The sequence below is a fragment of the Microbacterium sp. NPDC057741 genome (assembly GCF_042798735.1).
Taxonomy (GTDB): domain Bacteria; phylum Actinomycetota; class Actinomycetes; order Actinomycetales; family Microbacteriaceae; genus Microbacterium.
Genome location: NZ_JBHVJW010000005.1, coordinates 1 through 15,318, shown reverse-complemented (window position 1 = coordinate 15,318; position 15,318 = coordinate 1). Strand labels below are relative to the sequence as shown.

Annotated in this window: 13 protein-coding genes; 11 read left to right on the top strand and 2 right to left on the bottom strand. The window is 70.5% G+C overall.

The annotated features are described in order from the left end of the window. The first annotated feature begins 47 nt into the window (after positions 1 to 47). Genes ACFVDO_RS15270 through ACFVDO_RS15260 form a run of 3 tightly spaced genes read left to right on the top strand, consistent with a single transcriptional unit; the run spans position 48 to position 4,254 of the window. The gene (locus ACFVDO_RS15270) at positions 48 to 2,681 is read left to right on the top strand and encodes a DNA polymerase III subunit gamma and tau (RefSeq protein ID WP_378859522.1); all 2,634 of its coding nucleotides are present in this window, start codon (positions 48 to 50) and stop codon (positions 2,679 to 2,681) included. Next, entirely contained in the window at positions 2,681 to 3,274 is a 594-nt protein-coding gene (gene recR / locus ACFVDO_RS15265) for a recombination mediator RecR (protein ID WP_378859523.1), read from the top strand. Before ACFVDO_RS15270 ends, recR begins: the two co-directional genes overlap by 1 nt. Continuing rightward, positions 3,271 to 4,254 (top strand): DMT family transporter, encoded by a 984-nt coding sequence (locus ACFVDO_RS15260; RefSeq protein WP_378859524.1) that lies wholly within the window; start codon positions 3,271 to 3,273, stop codon positions 4,252 to 4,254. Before recR ends, ACFVDO_RS15260 begins: the two co-directional genes overlap by 4 nt. A gap of 462 nt (positions 4,255 to 4,716) precedes the next feature. Here ACFVDO_RS15260 and ACFVDO_RS15255 read toward each other — a convergent pair whose 3' ends face one another. Continuing rightward, entirely contained in the window at positions 4,717 to 5,169 is a 453-nt protein-coding gene (locus ACFVDO_RS15255; RefSeq protein ID WP_378859525.1) for a DUF2871 domain-containing protein, read from the bottom strand. 94 nt (positions 5,170 to 5,263) lie between these two features. On the opposite strand from ACFVDO_RS15255, the gene ACFVDO_RS15250 reads away from it, so the two are divergent. The 8 genes from ACFVDO_RS15250 (at position 5,264) to ACFVDO_RS15215 (ending at position 14,104) form a co-directional block, all read left to right on the top strand. Beyond that, positions 5,264 to 6,445 carry a sensor histidine kinase gene (locus ACFVDO_RS15250; RefSeq protein WP_378859526.1) on the top strand — a complete coding sequence of 394 codons (1,182 nt, stop codon included), beginning with the start codon at positions 5,264 to 5,266 and terminating at the stop codon, positions 6,443 to 6,445. After that, positions 6,442 to 7,056, top strand: a complete 615-nt coding sequence (locus ACFVDO_RS15245; RefSeq protein WP_378859527.1) for a response regulator — start codon at positions 6,442 to 6,444, stop codon at positions 7,054 to 7,056. Before ACFVDO_RS15250 ends, ACFVDO_RS15245 begins: the two co-directional genes overlap by 4 nt. 75 nt (positions 7,057 to 7,131) lie before the next feature. Further along, a complete protein-coding gene (locus tag ACFVDO_RS15240; protein WP_378859528.1) occupies positions 7,132 to 8,418 on the top strand; it encodes an aspartate kinase in 1,287 nt (428 codons plus the stop codon). Between the two features lie 138 nt (positions 8,419 to 8,556). Next, positions 8,557 to 9,630: an aspartate-semialdehyde dehydrogenase gene (locus ACFVDO_RS15235; RefSeq protein WP_378859529.1), complete on the top strand. Its 1,074-nt coding sequence runs from the start codon at positions 8,557 to 8,559 to the stop codon at positions 9,628 to 9,630. 108 nt (positions 9,631 to 9,738) lie between these two features. Then, entirely contained in the window at positions 9,739 to 11,196 is a 1,458-nt protein-coding gene (mqo, locus tag ACFVDO_RS15230) for a malate dehydrogenase (quinone) (RefSeq protein WP_378859530.1), read from the top strand. A gap of 9 nt (positions 11,197 to 11,205) precedes the next feature. Continuing rightward, positions 11,206 to 11,832, top strand: coding sequence for a thymidine kinase (locus ACFVDO_RS15225; protein WP_378859531.1), 627 nt, complete (start codon positions 11,206 to 11,208; stop codon positions 11,830 to 11,832). A 257-nt stretch (positions 11,833 to 12,089) separates the two neighbouring features. After that, positions 12,090 to 12,836: a FadR/GntR family transcriptional regulator gene (locus ACFVDO_RS15220; protein ID WP_378859532.1), complete on the top strand. Its 747-nt coding sequence runs from the start codon at positions 12,090 to 12,092 to the stop codon at positions 12,834 to 12,836. An 11-nt stretch (positions 12,837 to 12,847) separates the two neighbouring features. After that, positions 12,848 to 14,104 (top strand): alpha-hydroxy-acid oxidizing protein, encoded by a 1,257-nt coding sequence (locus ACFVDO_RS15215; protein WP_378859533.1) that lies wholly within the window; start codon positions 12,848 to 12,850, stop codon positions 14,102 to 14,104. Positions 14,105 to 14,254: 150 nt separating this feature from the next. Here the strand turns inward: ACFVDO_RS15215 and ACFVDO_RS15210 are convergent, their stop codons facing one another. After that, positions 14,255 to 15,010: an HAD-IIB family hydrolase gene (locus tag ACFVDO_RS15210; protein ID WP_378859534.1), complete on the bottom strand. Its 756-nt coding sequence runs from the start codon at positions 15,008 to 15,010 to the stop codon at positions 14,255 to 14,257. Positions 15,011 to 15,318: the final 308 nt, after the last annotated feature.

Below are 15,318 nucleotides of genomic sequence, written 5' to 3'. Positions count from 1 at the left end.
AAGGGCCCGCCGACCGCAACGTCTGACCCACACCGTAGGCTGTTCTGGTGACCACAGCCCTCTACCGCCGCTACCGGCCCGAGAACTTCGGGGAGATGATCGGTCAGTCCCAGGTGACCGACCCGCTCATGACCGCACTGCGCGGCGACAGGGTGGGTCATGCCTATCTGTTCTCCGGCCCGCGCGGCTGCGGGAAGACCACGTCCGCACGCATCTTGGCGCGCTGCCTGAACTGTGCCGAGGGTCCTACTGACACCCCGTGCGGCGTGTGCCCGAGTTGTGTCGAGCTGTCGCGCAACGGAGGCGGTTCGCTCGATGTCGTCGAGATCGACGCGGCCAGCCACAACGGCGTCGATGACGCCCGCGACCTGCGTGAGCGCGCGACCTTCGCGCCCAGCCGCGACCGGTACAAGATCTTCATCCTCGATGAGGCGCACATGGTCACTCCGCAGGGCTTCAACGCCTTGCTCAAGCTCGTCGAAGAGCCGCCGGAGCACGTGAAGTTCATCTTCGCGACCACCGAGCCCGAGAAGGTGCTCGGCACCATCCGCTCGCGCACGCACCACTACCCGTTCCGGCTGGTGCCGCCGGCGGCCATGCTCGAGTACGTCGAGAAGCTCTGCGCCGAGGAGAGCGTGCAGGTCGAGGAGGGCGTGCTCGCGCTCGCCGTCCGCGCCGGCGGCGGGTCGCCGCGTGACACACTGTCGCTGCTCGACCAGCTGATCGCGGGTTCCGAGGACGGCAACGTCACCTACGCCCGCGCTGTCGCGCTGCTCGGCTATACGCACGCCGAGCTGCTCGACGAGATCGTCGACGCGCTCGCCGCCGGTGATGCTGCTGCGGCGTTCCCCGCGGTGGACCGCGTGGTGCAGACCGGACAGGACCCGCGGCGCTTCGTCGACGATCTGCTCGAGCGTCTGCGGGACCTCATCGTGATCGCCGCCGTCGGCGACGGCGCTTCCGCCGTGCTGCGCGGCATCCCGGGCGACGAACTGCAGCGGATGCAGGCGCAGGCCCTCGCGTTCGGATCGACACGGCTCTCCCGCACGGCGGACGTCGTCAGCCAGGCGCTCGATGACATGACCGGCGCGACCTCGCCCCGTCTGCACCTCGAACTGATGGTGGCGCGCGTACTCGCCGGCACCGGCGAGGGGGCAGTCGTTGCGCCTGCTCCGGCACCCGCTGCGGCCGCGCCGGCCCCCGCGCCCGCTCCCGCTCCCGCTCCCGCTCCGCAGGCACCGGTCGCCGCGCCTGCTCCTGCGCCGGTCGGTGAGCGAGCGACGAAGGAGCGAGACGAGACGTCCTCGGTGCCATCGGCGCCGACCCCGGCGCCCGAGGGGTCGGCTGCAGAGACGTCGGCTTCCGAGGTCTCGTCTGTCCCTCGTTCCTCGGCCCCGCTCGACGACCAGCAGCAGGAGGCACCGCCGGCAGCCCCGCGAGCGACGAATGAGCGGGATGAAACACCTTCAGCCTCCTCGGAGCCCGCAGCACCCGCTCCGGCCGCATCCGGGCCTGTGACCTTCGAGCGCATCACGGCGGAGTGGCCCGCGGTCCTCGACAAGCTCGCGACGATCAACCGCAACGCCTGGCTGCTCGTCACCGGTGTGCAGCCGCTCGCCTACGCCGATGAGGTGCTCACCCTCGGCTTCGCGACGCCAGCCGACGTGACGAGGTTCAAGGGGCCGACCCCCGGCCCCGGTCCGTCCGATCATCTGCGGACCGCGATCGAGCAGCAGCTCGGAGTGCGGGTGAAGTACCGTCCTGCGCCGCTCCCCGCGGGCAACGGCAACCCCGGTGGGGGAGCGCGCTCCCCGCAGGACGGTCCGGCTCAGGGCGGAGCATCCGCTCCTGCCGAGCCGGCACCGGCCGACCCCGCGCCGGCGCGCGCCGAGCCTCAGGGCGACACCGCGCCCGCTTCCGGCTGGGCGACGCCCGGCGTGCCGCAGGCCGGTGGGTCCGAGGCCGGCGAGCCGACCCCGGCGCCGGCCGCACCTGCCGGCAGCGCACCGTCAGCCGGATCGGCGACCGACGCGGCACCGTCTGCGGAAGCAGCAACCGCTCGAAAGAGCGACTCGGCGGCGCAGCGATCAGCGACCAAGGCGCCCGCGCCTGCCGGCGCCGCGGAGGGCGAACGTCCGCAGCGCCCCGGACGCCCCGCGGCTTCCGCCGCCGCGCCCGTCACCGAGTGGGCGGTCGCACCGATCCCCGCCTCGCACGAGGAGCCGGTGCAGCCGCAGTTCGCCGTTGACGAGGAGCCCACGGAGGTCGAGTCAGCCGCATCCGCCCCGGTTCCGCCGGTCGACGGAACTGTCGACCGCGACGAGCCGCCGCTGCCCGGCGACGACGAGGCTCCCGACATCGACGAGCCGCCGTACGACCCGCATTACGACGCTGCTCCGCCGGACACCGGGAACCGGATGCCGGTCACGCAGGCGGCCGTGCGTCAGGCCGCCCAGGCACGGGCACCACAGCCATCCGCGGCCCAGGCCGCGCCGGCGCGTCACGCGCCGCAGGCATCCGCCCCGCAGCGGTCCGCGCCGCAGGCCGCCGCGCCGATCGTCACCAGCCGCTCCTCCGCGCCCGACGGCGTGGAGCGCCGCGGCGAGGCCGTGATCCGCCAGGTGCTCGGCGCGACGTTCATCCGCGAAGAGCCCTACGAGCCCCAGACGAGGTTCAACTGATGTACGACGGCATCGTCCAGGAGCTGATCGACGAGTTCGGCCGGCTGCCAGGCATCGGCCCGAAGTCCGCCCAGCGCATCGCGTTCCACATCCTGCAGACCCCGTCCTTCGACGTGGCCCGCCTGTCCGAGCTGCTCACCGAGGTGCGCGCCAGGGTGCGGTTCTGCGAGGTGTGCGGCAACGTCTCCGAGCAGGATCGCTGTGCGATCTGCCGCGACCCACGTCGCAATGCCGCGCTCATCTGCGTGGTGGAGGATGCCAAGGACGTCGCGGCGATCGAGCGCACCCGGGAGTTCCGCGGGCTGTACCACGTGCTCGGCGGCGCGATCAGCCCGATCGCCGGCGTCGGACCCGACGATCTGCGCATCGCGCAGCTGATGACCCGCCTCGCCGACGGCACCGTGCAGGAGGTCATCCTCGCGACCAACCCCAACCTCGAGGGCGAGGCGACGGCGAGTTACCTCAGCCGTCTGCTGACCACGATGGAGATCACGGTCTCGCGTCTGGCCTCCGGTCTGCCCGTCGGCGGCGATCTCGAGTACGCCGACGAGGTCACCCTCGGCCGCGCGTTCGAAGGCCGGCGCCGGTTGTGAGCCCGCAGGGCGGGTTCACCCGCAAGGGCTGGATCCTCTTCGCGATCATGTCGATCGTGTGGGGGATCACGTACCTCTTCATCAAAGAGGCGGTGGAGTCGTTCTCGCCCCCTGCGGTGGTCTCCGCCCGCACGCTGCTCGGTGCGCTCGTGCTGCTGCCCTTCGCGATCCGCTCCGGTGCGCTGAAGTCCGCGCTCAAGGTGTGGCCGTGGGTCCTCGCCTTCGGTGCCGTCGAGATGGCGGGGCCGTTCCTGCTGCTCAGCCACGCCGAGACCCAGCTGCCCTCGGGACTGACCGGGCTGCTGGTCTCGACGGTCCCGCTGTTCGCCGTGGTCATCGCGCTGATGCGAGGCGACCGCTCGGTGCTCGCCCCGACCCGCCTCGGCGGTCTGCTGGTCGGCTTCGTCGGCGTCGCGATCGTCGTCGCCGGCCCCGGCCTGTTCGCGCACGGCACCGCGAGCTACATCGCGATCGGCGAGATCCTGCTCACCGCCGTGCTCTACGCGATCGCGCCGTTCATCATCGCGCACAAGCTGTCCGACGTGCCCTCGATCGGCACCATCACACTCGCGCTCACCGTCGTCGGCCTCGCCTACCTGCCGGCAGGACTGCTCACCCAGCACGAGGTTCCGACCGTCCGCTCGACCGTGTCACTGGTGCTGTTGGGCGTGATCTGCACCGCCCTCGCGTTCGTGTTCTTCTTCGCGCTGATCCGCGAGGTGGGCCCGGTGCGCGCGCCGCTGTTCACCTACATCAACCCGGTGGTCGCGATCATCCTCGGCACCATCCTGGTCGGCGAGCCGATCACGGCGGGCCTGCTGATCGGCTTCCCCATCATCCTGATCGGATGCTGGTTCGCCGCAACCGGCGGCAGGCTGAAGCCGGGGGAGTCCGACCTCACGACTGGCCCGGTGACGACCGCCGAGACCGCCGAGGCGATCTGCGACGGCCCGCCTCCGGAGCCGGATCCCATCCGCTGATCTCGCCACCCGCTCCGGTCTCACTGGTTGCGGGTCCTGACGGCCTTGGACCCGCATCCGTTGAGACCGGGACCGTGAAGCGGCCTGCCGCCCTCCGTTCCGGTCGCACCCGTTGCGGGTGTCGACGTTCGCGCAGCTGCTTGCGCCGCTCGCGGCCGGATGACCGGCGAGATGCGTCTCTGGGCGAATGGTGCGCGCCGCGGTGTCCGCGGCCTGGGGGCGGGGATGGGTTTCGGGGGTTCGGGGCCGGTTCACCGGCGAATTGCATCCCTGGGTGAATGCTGCCTGCAGCTGCGTTCGCCGCGCGGGGTCCGGGGGATGGGTTTCGCGGGTCCGGGACCGGATGGCCGGCGAAATGCATCCCTGCCCCGCGAGCGAACTGTCCCGCGACCGAACGAGCCCACGAGCGAACTGGCCCGCTGGCGGTAGAGGGGGGAGAGGTGCGAGTCCCGAAGCGGCGCGTCAGCTCCGGCGGATCGCCTTCCACAGCATCAGGAGCAGCAGCACGAATCCTGCTCCGATCAGGATGTGGCCGAGACCTGCGATGCCGGAGATCGCGGCGGAGCCCTTCACGCCCAGCACCTGCAGCGTGCCATGCCAGACCATCATCGCCGTGGTCAGTACGACGCCGGCGTTGTAGATCCAGAAGAACCAGCCGAACAGGCGGCTCTCCGACAGACGGAAGGACTTCTCCAGCGCCAGCACGATCAGCGGCACGATCATGCCCAGCACCAGCAGGTGCGTGTGCGTGACGGCGAGCTGGCCGGAGAACCCCTCCGGGTGGCCGTTCGCCTTCGTGAACTCGCGGTAGAACAGGCCGGCCGCCAGGCCCAGCACGGTGTAGACGGCGGTGGCGGTGAAGAGCTTGGTCAGCGCAGAACGCTGCTTGCGGACATCGACGGATGCTTCGGTCATGGCATGAGTCTCCTCCTGTACGCGCGCCCGCGCATCCATCGAAGGATCGACGGTCCGCCGTGCACGGTTCGGCCGAACGCGCGAGAATCGGAGGATGTCCGCCGCCGCATCCGTCTCGAGCCGCCATCGGATGCTGCGCACGGCACGCCTCGCGCTGCACCTGATCGCGGTCCTGCTCGCCGTGGTGACGACGCTCCGCGCGATCGCCGCCGGGCTCGCACCGCTGCCCGCGATCCTCGCCGCGATCGCGTTCCTCGGCTGGTACGGCGCCGGCGCCATCCTCATCCAGGGCCGTGGCGCGCGCTGGTGGCTGGGCGGGCTCACGCTGCTCTGGGGCGGGATGCTGGTGCTCTCACCCGAGTTCGTCTGGCTGGCCTTCCCGCTGCTGCTGCTCGCCGGGCACCTGATCCGCGGCCGCGCGGCATGGATCTATGCGGTGATCGTGATGGCCGGCGCGGTCGTCGCACCCCTGCTGCACCACACCGAGCTCACCTTCGCGCACATCGCCGGCCCCGTTCTCGGCGGCGGCTTCGCCCTCGCGATCTCGCTCGGCTACGACACGCTGCTGCGCGATGCGGGCGAGCGTGAGCGTCTGATCGCGTCGCTGCTGCAGGCGCAGGACGAGACCGCGGCGCTGCAGGACGAGCTCGCCCGCACCCAGCACGAGGCCGGCGCAGCCAAGGAGCGCACCCGGCTCGCCCGCGACCTGCACGACACGATCGCGCAGGAGCTCAGCTCGGTCTCGCTGCTGGCCCGCACCGGCGAGACCGAGCGGATGCCGCAGATCGACGCCCTCGCGCAGCACTCCCTCGTCGAGCTTCGCCGCATCGTCGCATCCCTCGCCCCCGCCGAACTGGAGGACTCCGCACTCGCCGGCGCGCTGGGCAGGATGCTCGACACGCTGCGCGCGGATGCCGGGATCGAGACCGCCCTGCAGGTCGCCGAGCCCATGCCGGCTCTGCCCACCGCCGTCGAGGTCGCCTTCCTGCGCGTGGCGCAGTCCGCGCTCGCGAACGTGCGTCAGCACTCCGGCGCGGCGCGCGTCGAGGTCGGGCTCCGCGCGGTGGACGGCTCCGTTCGTCTGGAGATCACGGATGACGGCCGCGGCTTCGACGCGGCATCCGACGGCCGTCCCGGGTCGTCCTACGGACTGATCGCGATGCGCTCTCGGCTCGAGGAGCTCGGCGGCGAGCTCGTCATCGACAGCACGCCCGGCGAGGGCACCCGGCTGATCGCGTCCGTCCCGCTCACAGGCTCGGGGGAGCGGGAGTCATGAGCATCCGCATCCTTCTCGTCGACGACCATCCGATCGTGCGCGCGGGTCTGCGCGCGGTGATCGAGAGCCGCGGGTTCGAGGTCGTCGGCGAGGCGGCCACCGGCGAGGAGGCTCTCGTCGTGGCATCCGATCTGCGCCCCGACGTCGTGCTCTGCGATCTGCGACTGGGGGAGGGGATCGACGGGGTCGCCGTCACCGCGGCGCTGCAGGCGGCGCCCGAGCCGCCCGCCGTCATCATCCTCACCACCTTCGACCACGATGCGCAGATCGTCCGCGCCATCGAGGCCGGCGCCGCCGGCTACCTGCTCAAGGACGTCGACACCGACACGATCGCGAAGGCGATCACGGATGCCGCATCCGGCGGGCTCGTGGGAGGCCTGATCGACGACCGCCTGATCGGCGCGCTCCGCGCGCCGCGCGTCACACTGACCGCCCGCGAGCGGGAGGTGCTCGAACTCATCGACCAGGGCGCCGCGAACCGCGAGATCGCGACGAGGCTGTTCATCACCGAGGCCACCGTGAAGACGCACGTGGTGCACCTGCTCGAGAAGCTCGGGGTGTCCAGCCGCACCGCAGCCGCCGCCGAGGCCCGCCGACGCGGGCTGATCTGACACATACGTAATGAGGCATGAACCCGCTCCGTAGAATGTGCGTGGGCTGATCGCCCGCAATCCCAGGGAGTGAACGTGGCCCTCATCGTGCAGAAGTACGGCGGTTCGTCCGTCGCCGACGCCGACAGCATCAAGCGCGTAGCCAAGCGCATCGTCGACACCCGGCGTGCCGGGCACGACGTCGTCGTCGCCGTCAGCGCCATGGGCGACACCACCGACGAGCTTCTCGACCTCGCCCACGAGGTCGCCCCGATTCCCGCACCGCGCGAGCTCGACATGCTGCTGTCCAGCGGTGAGCGCATCTCGATGGCGCTGCTCGCGATGACCATCCACTCGATGGGCTTCGAGGCGCGGTCGTTCACCGGCAGCCAGGCCGGCATGATGACCGACTCGCACCACGGCAAGGCGCGCATCGTCGACGTCACGCCCGTGCGCGTGCGCGAGGCGCTCGACGAGGGCGCCATCGTCATCGTCGCCGGCTTCCAGGGCATCAACCGCGACACCCTCGACATCACCACGCTCGGCCGTGGCGGCTCCGACACGACCGCCGTCGCGCTCGCCGCCGCGCTGAGTGCCGACGTCTGCGAGATCTACAGCGACGTGGACGGCATCTTCACCGCCGACCCGCGCGTCATCCCCCAGGCGCGCAAGCTCGATCACGTCTCCAGCGAGGAGATGCTCGAGCTGGCCGCCAACGGCGCCAAGGTGCTGTACATCCGCGCCGTCGAGTACGCTCGGCGGCACCGCGTCCTGATCCACGCCCGTTCGACGTTCTCGACGGCCGAGGGCACCTACGTTCTGGGCGAGGGCATGAAGAACCCCCGCGAATCCGAGGGAGCAGCCATGGAAGAACCCATCGTCGCCGGCGTCGCCACCGACCTCAGCCAGGCCAAGATCACCGTCTCCGGCGTTCCGGACGTGCCCGGCAAGGCCGCCGAGATCTTCACCGTCGTGGCCAAGTCGGGCGCGAACGTCGACATGATCGTGCAGAACGTGTCCGCGGCATCCACCGGCCGCACCGACATCTCGTTCACGCTCCCCAAGGCGGATGCCGCGGCGGCGCTGAAGGCGCTCGCCGCCGAGCGCCCCGGCATCGGCTTCGAGTCGCTGCAGCACGACGACCAGATCGGCAAGCTCTCGGTCGTCGGCGCTGGTATGCGCACCCACTCGGGCGTCTCCGCCATCCTGTTCGAGGCGCTCTCGACGGCCGGCATCAACATCGAGATGATCTCGACCTCCGAGATCCGCATCTCGGTCGTGCTGCGCGCCGACGAGCTCGCCGGTGCGGCCCGCGCGGTGCACACGGCCTACGGTCTCGACAGCGAGATCGAGGCCGTCGTGCACGCCGGCACCGGTCGCTGACCCGGGACGTCATCGACGGATCCCTGCCCGCGCGGGGCAGGGTAGACTCACCGCAACCCTGACATCGGCGCCGGGCGAAGCATCCGCGACCCGGGGCTGAGCCTGGCGTACCCGTCTCAACGCCAAGGACCCCCAGTAATGACCCGCATCTCCGATTCCGGATACTCCGTCGCCGTCGTCGGCGCCACCGGCCAGGTCGGCCGTGTGATGCGCGAGATCCTCGCCGAGCGCTCGTTCCCGATCCGCGAGCTGCGCCTGTTCGCCTCCGCCCGCTCCGCGGGCACCGCCATCGACTTCGGCGGCGTCGACATCATCGTCGAGGACGTCGAGAAGGCGGATGCCACGGGCATCGACATCGCCCTGTTCTCGGCCGGCGCGACCGCCAGCCGCGCGTTCGCGCCGAAGTTCGCGGCATCCGGCGCGGTCGTCATCGACAACTCCAGTGCCTGGCGCAACGACCCCGAGGTTCCGCTGGTGGTCAGCGAAGTGAACCCGCACGCGATCGACGATCGCCCGCGCGGCATCATCGCCAACCCGAACTGCACCACGATGGCCGCCATGCCGGTGCTGAAGGCGCTGCACGCCGAGGCCGGCCTCGAGCGCCTGATCGTCTCCACCTACCAGGCGGTCTCCGGCTCGGGCATCGCCGGGGCAGAGGAACTGCTCGGCCAGGTGCAGGGCGTTCTCGCCCAGGGCGACACCCTGCGTCTGGTGCACGACGGCTCGGCCGTCGACTTCCCGCAGCCGGAGAAGTACATCGCCCCGATCGCGTTCGACGTCATCCCGTTCGCGGGCAACCTGGTCGACGACGGCGACAACGAGACCGACGAGGAGAAGAAGCTCCGCAACGAGAGCCGCAAGATCCTCGAACTGCCCGACCTCCGCGTCGCCGGCACCTGCGTGCGCGTGCCGGTCTTCACCGGGCACTCGCTGTCGATCCACGCCGAGTTCGGCGCCGACATCACGCCCGACCGTGCGCGTGAGGTGCTGGCATCCGCTCCCGGTGTGTCTCTCGAAGAGGTGCCGACCCCGCTGCAGGCGGCGGGCAAGGACGACAGCTTCGTGGGGCGCATCCGCGCCGATCAGTCCGCTCCCGAGGGCAAGGGACTCGTGCTGTTCATCAGCAACGACAACCTGCGCAAGGGCGCCGCGCTGAACGCCGTGCAGATCGCCGAGCTGGTCGCCGAGCGCCTGGGCGCCCCGGTCGCCTGACCCTGTTCACGGAACGGCGAGCCCGCTCCGAGACATGGGGCCGTACGCCCCGTCTCGGCGCGGACTCGCCGATTCGAGCCCTGCGCGGGAGAAGCCTAGACTGGTTCGGTGACTGAATCCGTCGACGTCGTCCTGATCGGTGGTGGCATCATGAGTGCCACCCTGGGTACCCTGCTGCACGAGCTGCAGCCGGACTGGAAGATCGTCGCGTTCGAACGCCTCAGTGACGTCGCCGAGGAGAGCTCGAACGCCTGGAACAACGCCGGCACCGGTCACTCCGCGCTCTGCGAGCTGAACTACACGCCCCGCGGTGAGGACCGCCTGCTCGACTCGAGCAAGGCCATCAACATCAACGAGCAGTTCCAGCTCAGCCGTGAGCTGTGGTCGTCGTGGGTCAAGCGCGGCATCCTGGACGGGCCGAAGACGTTCATCAACTCGACCCCGCACATGACCTTCGTGCGCGGCGAGAACGACGTGCAGTACCTGCGTGAGCGCTACGCCCTGCTCAAGGACGAGCCGCTGTTCGTTGGCATGGAGTACAGCGAGGACTCCCGCGTCATCAACCAGTGGGCTCCGCTGCTGATGCAGCAGCGCCGCAAGGGCGAGCCGTTCGCCGCCACCCGCAGCGCCGCCGGTACCGACGTCGACTTCGGCGCGCTCACCCGTCAGCTCTTCGACCACCTCGAGGAGAGCGGCGTCGACGTCCGCACCAACACCGAGGTGCGCAAGCTGAAGCGCGAGAAGGACGGCTCCTGGCGCATCAAGTACCGCCGCACGCTCGGCCGCACCCCCGGCGACATCAAGGCGCGCTTCGTCTTCGTCGGCGCCGGCGGCTGGGCACTCAAGCTGCTACAGGGCTCGGGCATCCCCGAGATCCGCGGCTACGGATGCTTCCCGATCGGCGGTCAGTGGCTGAAGACCTCCGACCCGAAGATCGTCGCCCAGCACAAGGCCAAGGTCTACTCACAGGCGCCCGTCGGTGCCCCGCCGATGTCGGTGCCGCACCTGGACACCCGCGTCGTCGACGGCGAGAGCAGCCTGCTGTTCGGCCCGTTCGCGACGTTCAGCCCGAAGTTCCTCAAGAACGGCGGCATGCTCGACATCGTCACCCAGGTGCGTCCGCACAACCTGGGCAGCATGCTCAAGGTGGCGTTCACCAACTTCGACCTCATCACCTACCTCGTCAGCGAACTGCTGAAGACCCCCGCCAAGAAGGTGGCGACGCTGCGGCAGTTCATGCCGACCGCCGCCGACGGCGACTGGGAGCTGCTGCAGGCCGGCCAGCGCGCGCAGGTCATGCGCGACGGCAAGCTGCAGTTCGGCACCGAGATCGTCGCTGCCGAGGACGGATCGATCGCGGGGCTCCTCGGCGCCTCGCCGGGCGCCTCGACGGCCCCTCCGATCATGCTGCAGCTACTCAAGCGCTGCTTCCCCGAGCAGTACGCCGGGTGGGAGCCGCAGCTGCGCGAGCTCGTCCCCACGCTGGGCGCCAAGCTGAACAAGGATCGCGAGACCGCCGACATGGCGATGAGCGCGACCGCGGCGGCACTCGACCTCACGGCCTGACCCGCGACCGTGGCGAAGCTCTACTTCCGCTACGGCGCGATGAACTCGGGCAAGTCGACGGCCCTGCTGCAGGCGGCGTACAACTACGAGGAGCGCGGTCAGCACGTGCTGCTCGCGAAGCCCGCGATCGACACCAAGGGCGCCTCGCAGATCGAGAGCCGGCTCGGCGTCACCCGCGAGGTCGACTTCCTGATCGGAGCAGAGGATGACGCGCGTGCGCTGTTCGCGTGCGAGCGGGACCGGATCCGGCAGAGGGATGCCGCGACACTGCTGCCGCAGCAGGTCGATGTGGCCTGCCTGCTGGTAGACGAGGCGCAGTTCCTCACGCCGGAGCAGATCGACGACCTGTTCCGGATCGCTGTGCTGGACGGCATCCCGGTGATGGCGTACGGCATCCGCAACGACTTCCTCACGCACGCCTTCCCCGGCTCGGCCCGGCTGCTCGCGATCGCGCACTCCCTGGAGGAGCTGAAGACGATCTGCCGCTGCGGACGCAAGGCTGTGTTCAACGGTCGGCTGGTCGACGGGCGCTTCGTGTTCGACGGCGATCAGGTCGCGATCGACGGCGCAGCCGTGACCTACGAGTCGCTGTGCGGCAACTGCTATCTCGAGGAGTCCGGGGGAGTGCTCGGCTGAGGTTCGGGCGCTGCGCCCACGACGTGGGTTGCGGGCGCGCGGAGGAGCGTTCCCTGCGCTCGCAGCCCTTCGTCTCGCTGACGCTCGCTCAGGACCCGCGGCCCATGCCCCTCCCGCTTCGCGGGTCCCTCCCCGATGCTCGTTCCGGGAACGCTCCTCCGCGCTGTCTGTGGAATGGATCGCGCCCGGGGTGGTGGGGCAGGGGTTGCGTGGTCTGACCACAGGGGATAACCTGTGGTCAGACCACAGGAGGACGAATGACGGAGCCCACTGCCGCGCGCGAATCGCGGCGTGCCTGGCGCACGGTGCTCGAGCGCGTCGAGCGCGACCTCGTCGAAGGACGCCTCGGTCCAGGCGACCGTCTGCCCTCCGAGCGCGATCTCTCGGCTGACCTCGGCGTCGGGCGCTCCAGTGTGCGCGAGGCGCTGCGCGTGCTCGAGGTGATGGGACTCATCCGCACCTCGACGGGGTCGGGACCGCAGGCCGGAGCCATCGTCATCGCCGCGCCCGCCGGGGGTCTGCAGCAGCTGCTTCGGCTGCAGGTCGCCGCCCAGGGCTTCCCGATCGCCGACGTCGTGCAGACCCGCCTCGTGCTCGAGGGGGCCGTGGCGGCATCCCTCGCTGCCTCCGAAGGCCGCGACACGGCCGACGTGCACGCTCTGCTGGATGCGATGGACGACGCGGGTCTGCCCGCACCGGAGTTCCTCGCACTCGACGCCCAGCTGCATCTGGCCCTTGCCGAGGCTTCCGGCAACGCGGTCATCGCGGCCATGATGGCGGGCCTGCGCACCGCCATCGAGTCGTACGTGCTGGAGGGCTCCGCACGCATTGACGACTGGCACGGCATGGCTCAGCGCCTGCGCGACGAGCACCGCGCTCTGGTCGCCGCGATCGACGGGGGCGACGCCGAGAGCGCCCGTGGCCTCGTGCACGACCACATCATCGGCTACTACGCATCAATCGATTACCCGGGGGCGGGGCTCGTCCCCGACACCGCCCTCTGAAGGAGAACACCATGGTCCAGCGCCAGCTGCCCAAGCCTGCGGAGCTCTTCGAGCTGATGCAGTTCAAGAAGCCCGAGCTCGACGCCCGCAAGCGCCGCCTCGACGCAGCTCTCACCATCTACGACCTGCGCACCATCGCCAAGCGCCGCACGCCGAAGGCCGCCTTCGACTACACCGACGGCGCCGCCGAGGGCGAGCTCTCGCTGGCCAGGGCCCGCCAGGCCTTCGAGGATGTGGAGTTCCACCCCGGCATCCTCAAGCCGGCGCCCACGGTCGACACGAGCGTCGAGATCCTGGGCGGTCCGAGCGCCCTGCCGTTCGGCATCGCGCCGACCGGCTTCACCCGTCTGATGCAGACCGAAGGCGAGACAGCGGGTGCGGGTGCGGCCGCTGCCGCCGGCATCCCGTTCACGCTCTCGACGCTCGGCACGACCTCGATCGAGGGCGTGAAGGCGGCCAACCCGAACGGGCGCAACTGGTTCCAGCTGTACGTCATGCGCGACCGTGAGATCTCCTACGAGCTCACCCGCCGCGCCGCGGCGGCCGGTTTCGACACCCTGCACTTCACCGTCGACACCCCGGTCGCCGGCGCGCGCCTGCGCGACAAGCGCAACGGATTCAGCATCCCGCCGCAGCTGACGCTCGGCACCGTGATCAACGCGATCCCGCGGCCGTGGTGGTGGATCGACTTCCTCACCACTCCGAAGCTCGAGTTCGCGTCGCTCTCGACGACCGGCGGCACCGTCGGTGAGCTGCTGGATGCTGCGATGGACCCGACCATCAGCTACGCCGACCTCGACGTCATCCGCGACCTGTGGCCCGGCAAGATCGTCATCAAGGGCGTGCAGAACGTCGAGGACTCGGTGCGGTTGAAGGATGCCGGAGTCGATGGCATCGTGCTCTCGAACCACGGCGGGCGCCAGCTCGATCGCGCGCCGATCCCGTTCCACCTGCTGCCGCAGGTGCGCAGGGCCGTCGGCGACGACTTCACGGTCATGGTCGACACCGGCATCATGAACGGCGCCGACATCGTCGCATCCGTCGCGCTGGGCGCCGATTTCACGCTGATCGGCCGTGCCTACCTGTACGGACTGATGGCCGGCGGACGGCAGGGCGTCGATCGCACGATCGCGATCCTGCGCACCGAGATCGAGCGCACGATGCGTCTGCTCGGCGTCTCGTCGCTCGCCGAGCTCGAGCCCTCGCACGTGGCGCAGCTGACCCGGATGGTGCCGCTGTCGCCGGCCGTCAACGCGCCGGTTCGCTGAAGCCCACCCCGGTCGCCCCGCGAGCGTCCTACGTCACTTCGTCGCGCTTCGCTCGCTCAGTACGGCGCTCGTCGCTGCGCTCCTCGCTCAGGAGCCGGACGCCCCGGCCCCTGAGCGAGCGGAGCGAGACGAAGGGCGTGGGTGCGTCCGCTAGAGCGTCTCGAGCAGCTCGTCGAGCTTGTCGGCGGTGTCCTCCCAGCCCTCCACGGCCACGCAGGGCACACCGATCGCGAGCACGGGGTAGTCGTTGCCGTCCTCGTCGAGGCGGTCGCCGTAGAACAGCATGTCGGTGAGCGGGACGCCGGTCATCTCGGCCAGCTGACGCATGCCGTAGGCCTTGTCGATGCCGGCGCGCGTGATGTCGATCGAGGTCGACCCTCCGGAGCGCACCTCCAGGCCCGGCAGGCGCGCGGCGACGGCATCGCGCAGAGCGGCGCGCTTCGCCCCATCCGGGTCCCAGGCGACCTTCGCGTCGCGCGGTGCGCGCTGACCCAGGGCCGAGAACGTGATCTGCGAACCACGATCCTCGAGGATGTCGCCCCACGGCGCGGGTTCCCAGAGGCCGAGGCTCTCGGCCTCCTCGCGCAGCGCCAGCAGCGCGGCATCCCGTTCGTCGGCGGTCAGGTCGCGCGCGTAGACCGGGGTGAAGTCGTGGCCGTCGTGGCGCAGGTAGCGGGTGCCGCAGGTGGGCAGCAGGTGCAGCCGCGCCAGATCCGCGGCATCCGTCTCGCCGAGCTGCGCGATCACCTGCGAGCGGAACTGCTCCTCATTGCCGCCGGAGATGATCGCGACGTCGACGCGGTGCATCAGCGCGCGCAGCAGTGCGGCGATCCGAGGGTCGATCGCGCCCTTCGAAGGGGCCAGCGTGTCGTCGAGATCGAAGGCGACGAGGCGGGGCGTGGTCATCCCTCCAGCCTAGAGGAGGGGGATGCTGGGGACCTGCGCCGGGCGGGCCGGCGCCGCTTCGCGATGCGCGGGACGGCCCTGCCGCTACGCGGCATCGCCTGCGAGGCACGTCACTACGGAGTGCGTCCCCACGGCGCCCTCCACATGCCGCTCGTGAGGGAGACAAGTCGCGTTGGGTGGGGAGACGGCATGCGGAGCCTCCTGCGCCGCGGGGCCGCGGCTCCGCAGGACGGGGAGGTACGGGGCTGTCCATCAGATCGAGCGTAGCCCTCCGGGGACGAGCCGTACGGCGTTGTGCGACAACTCGC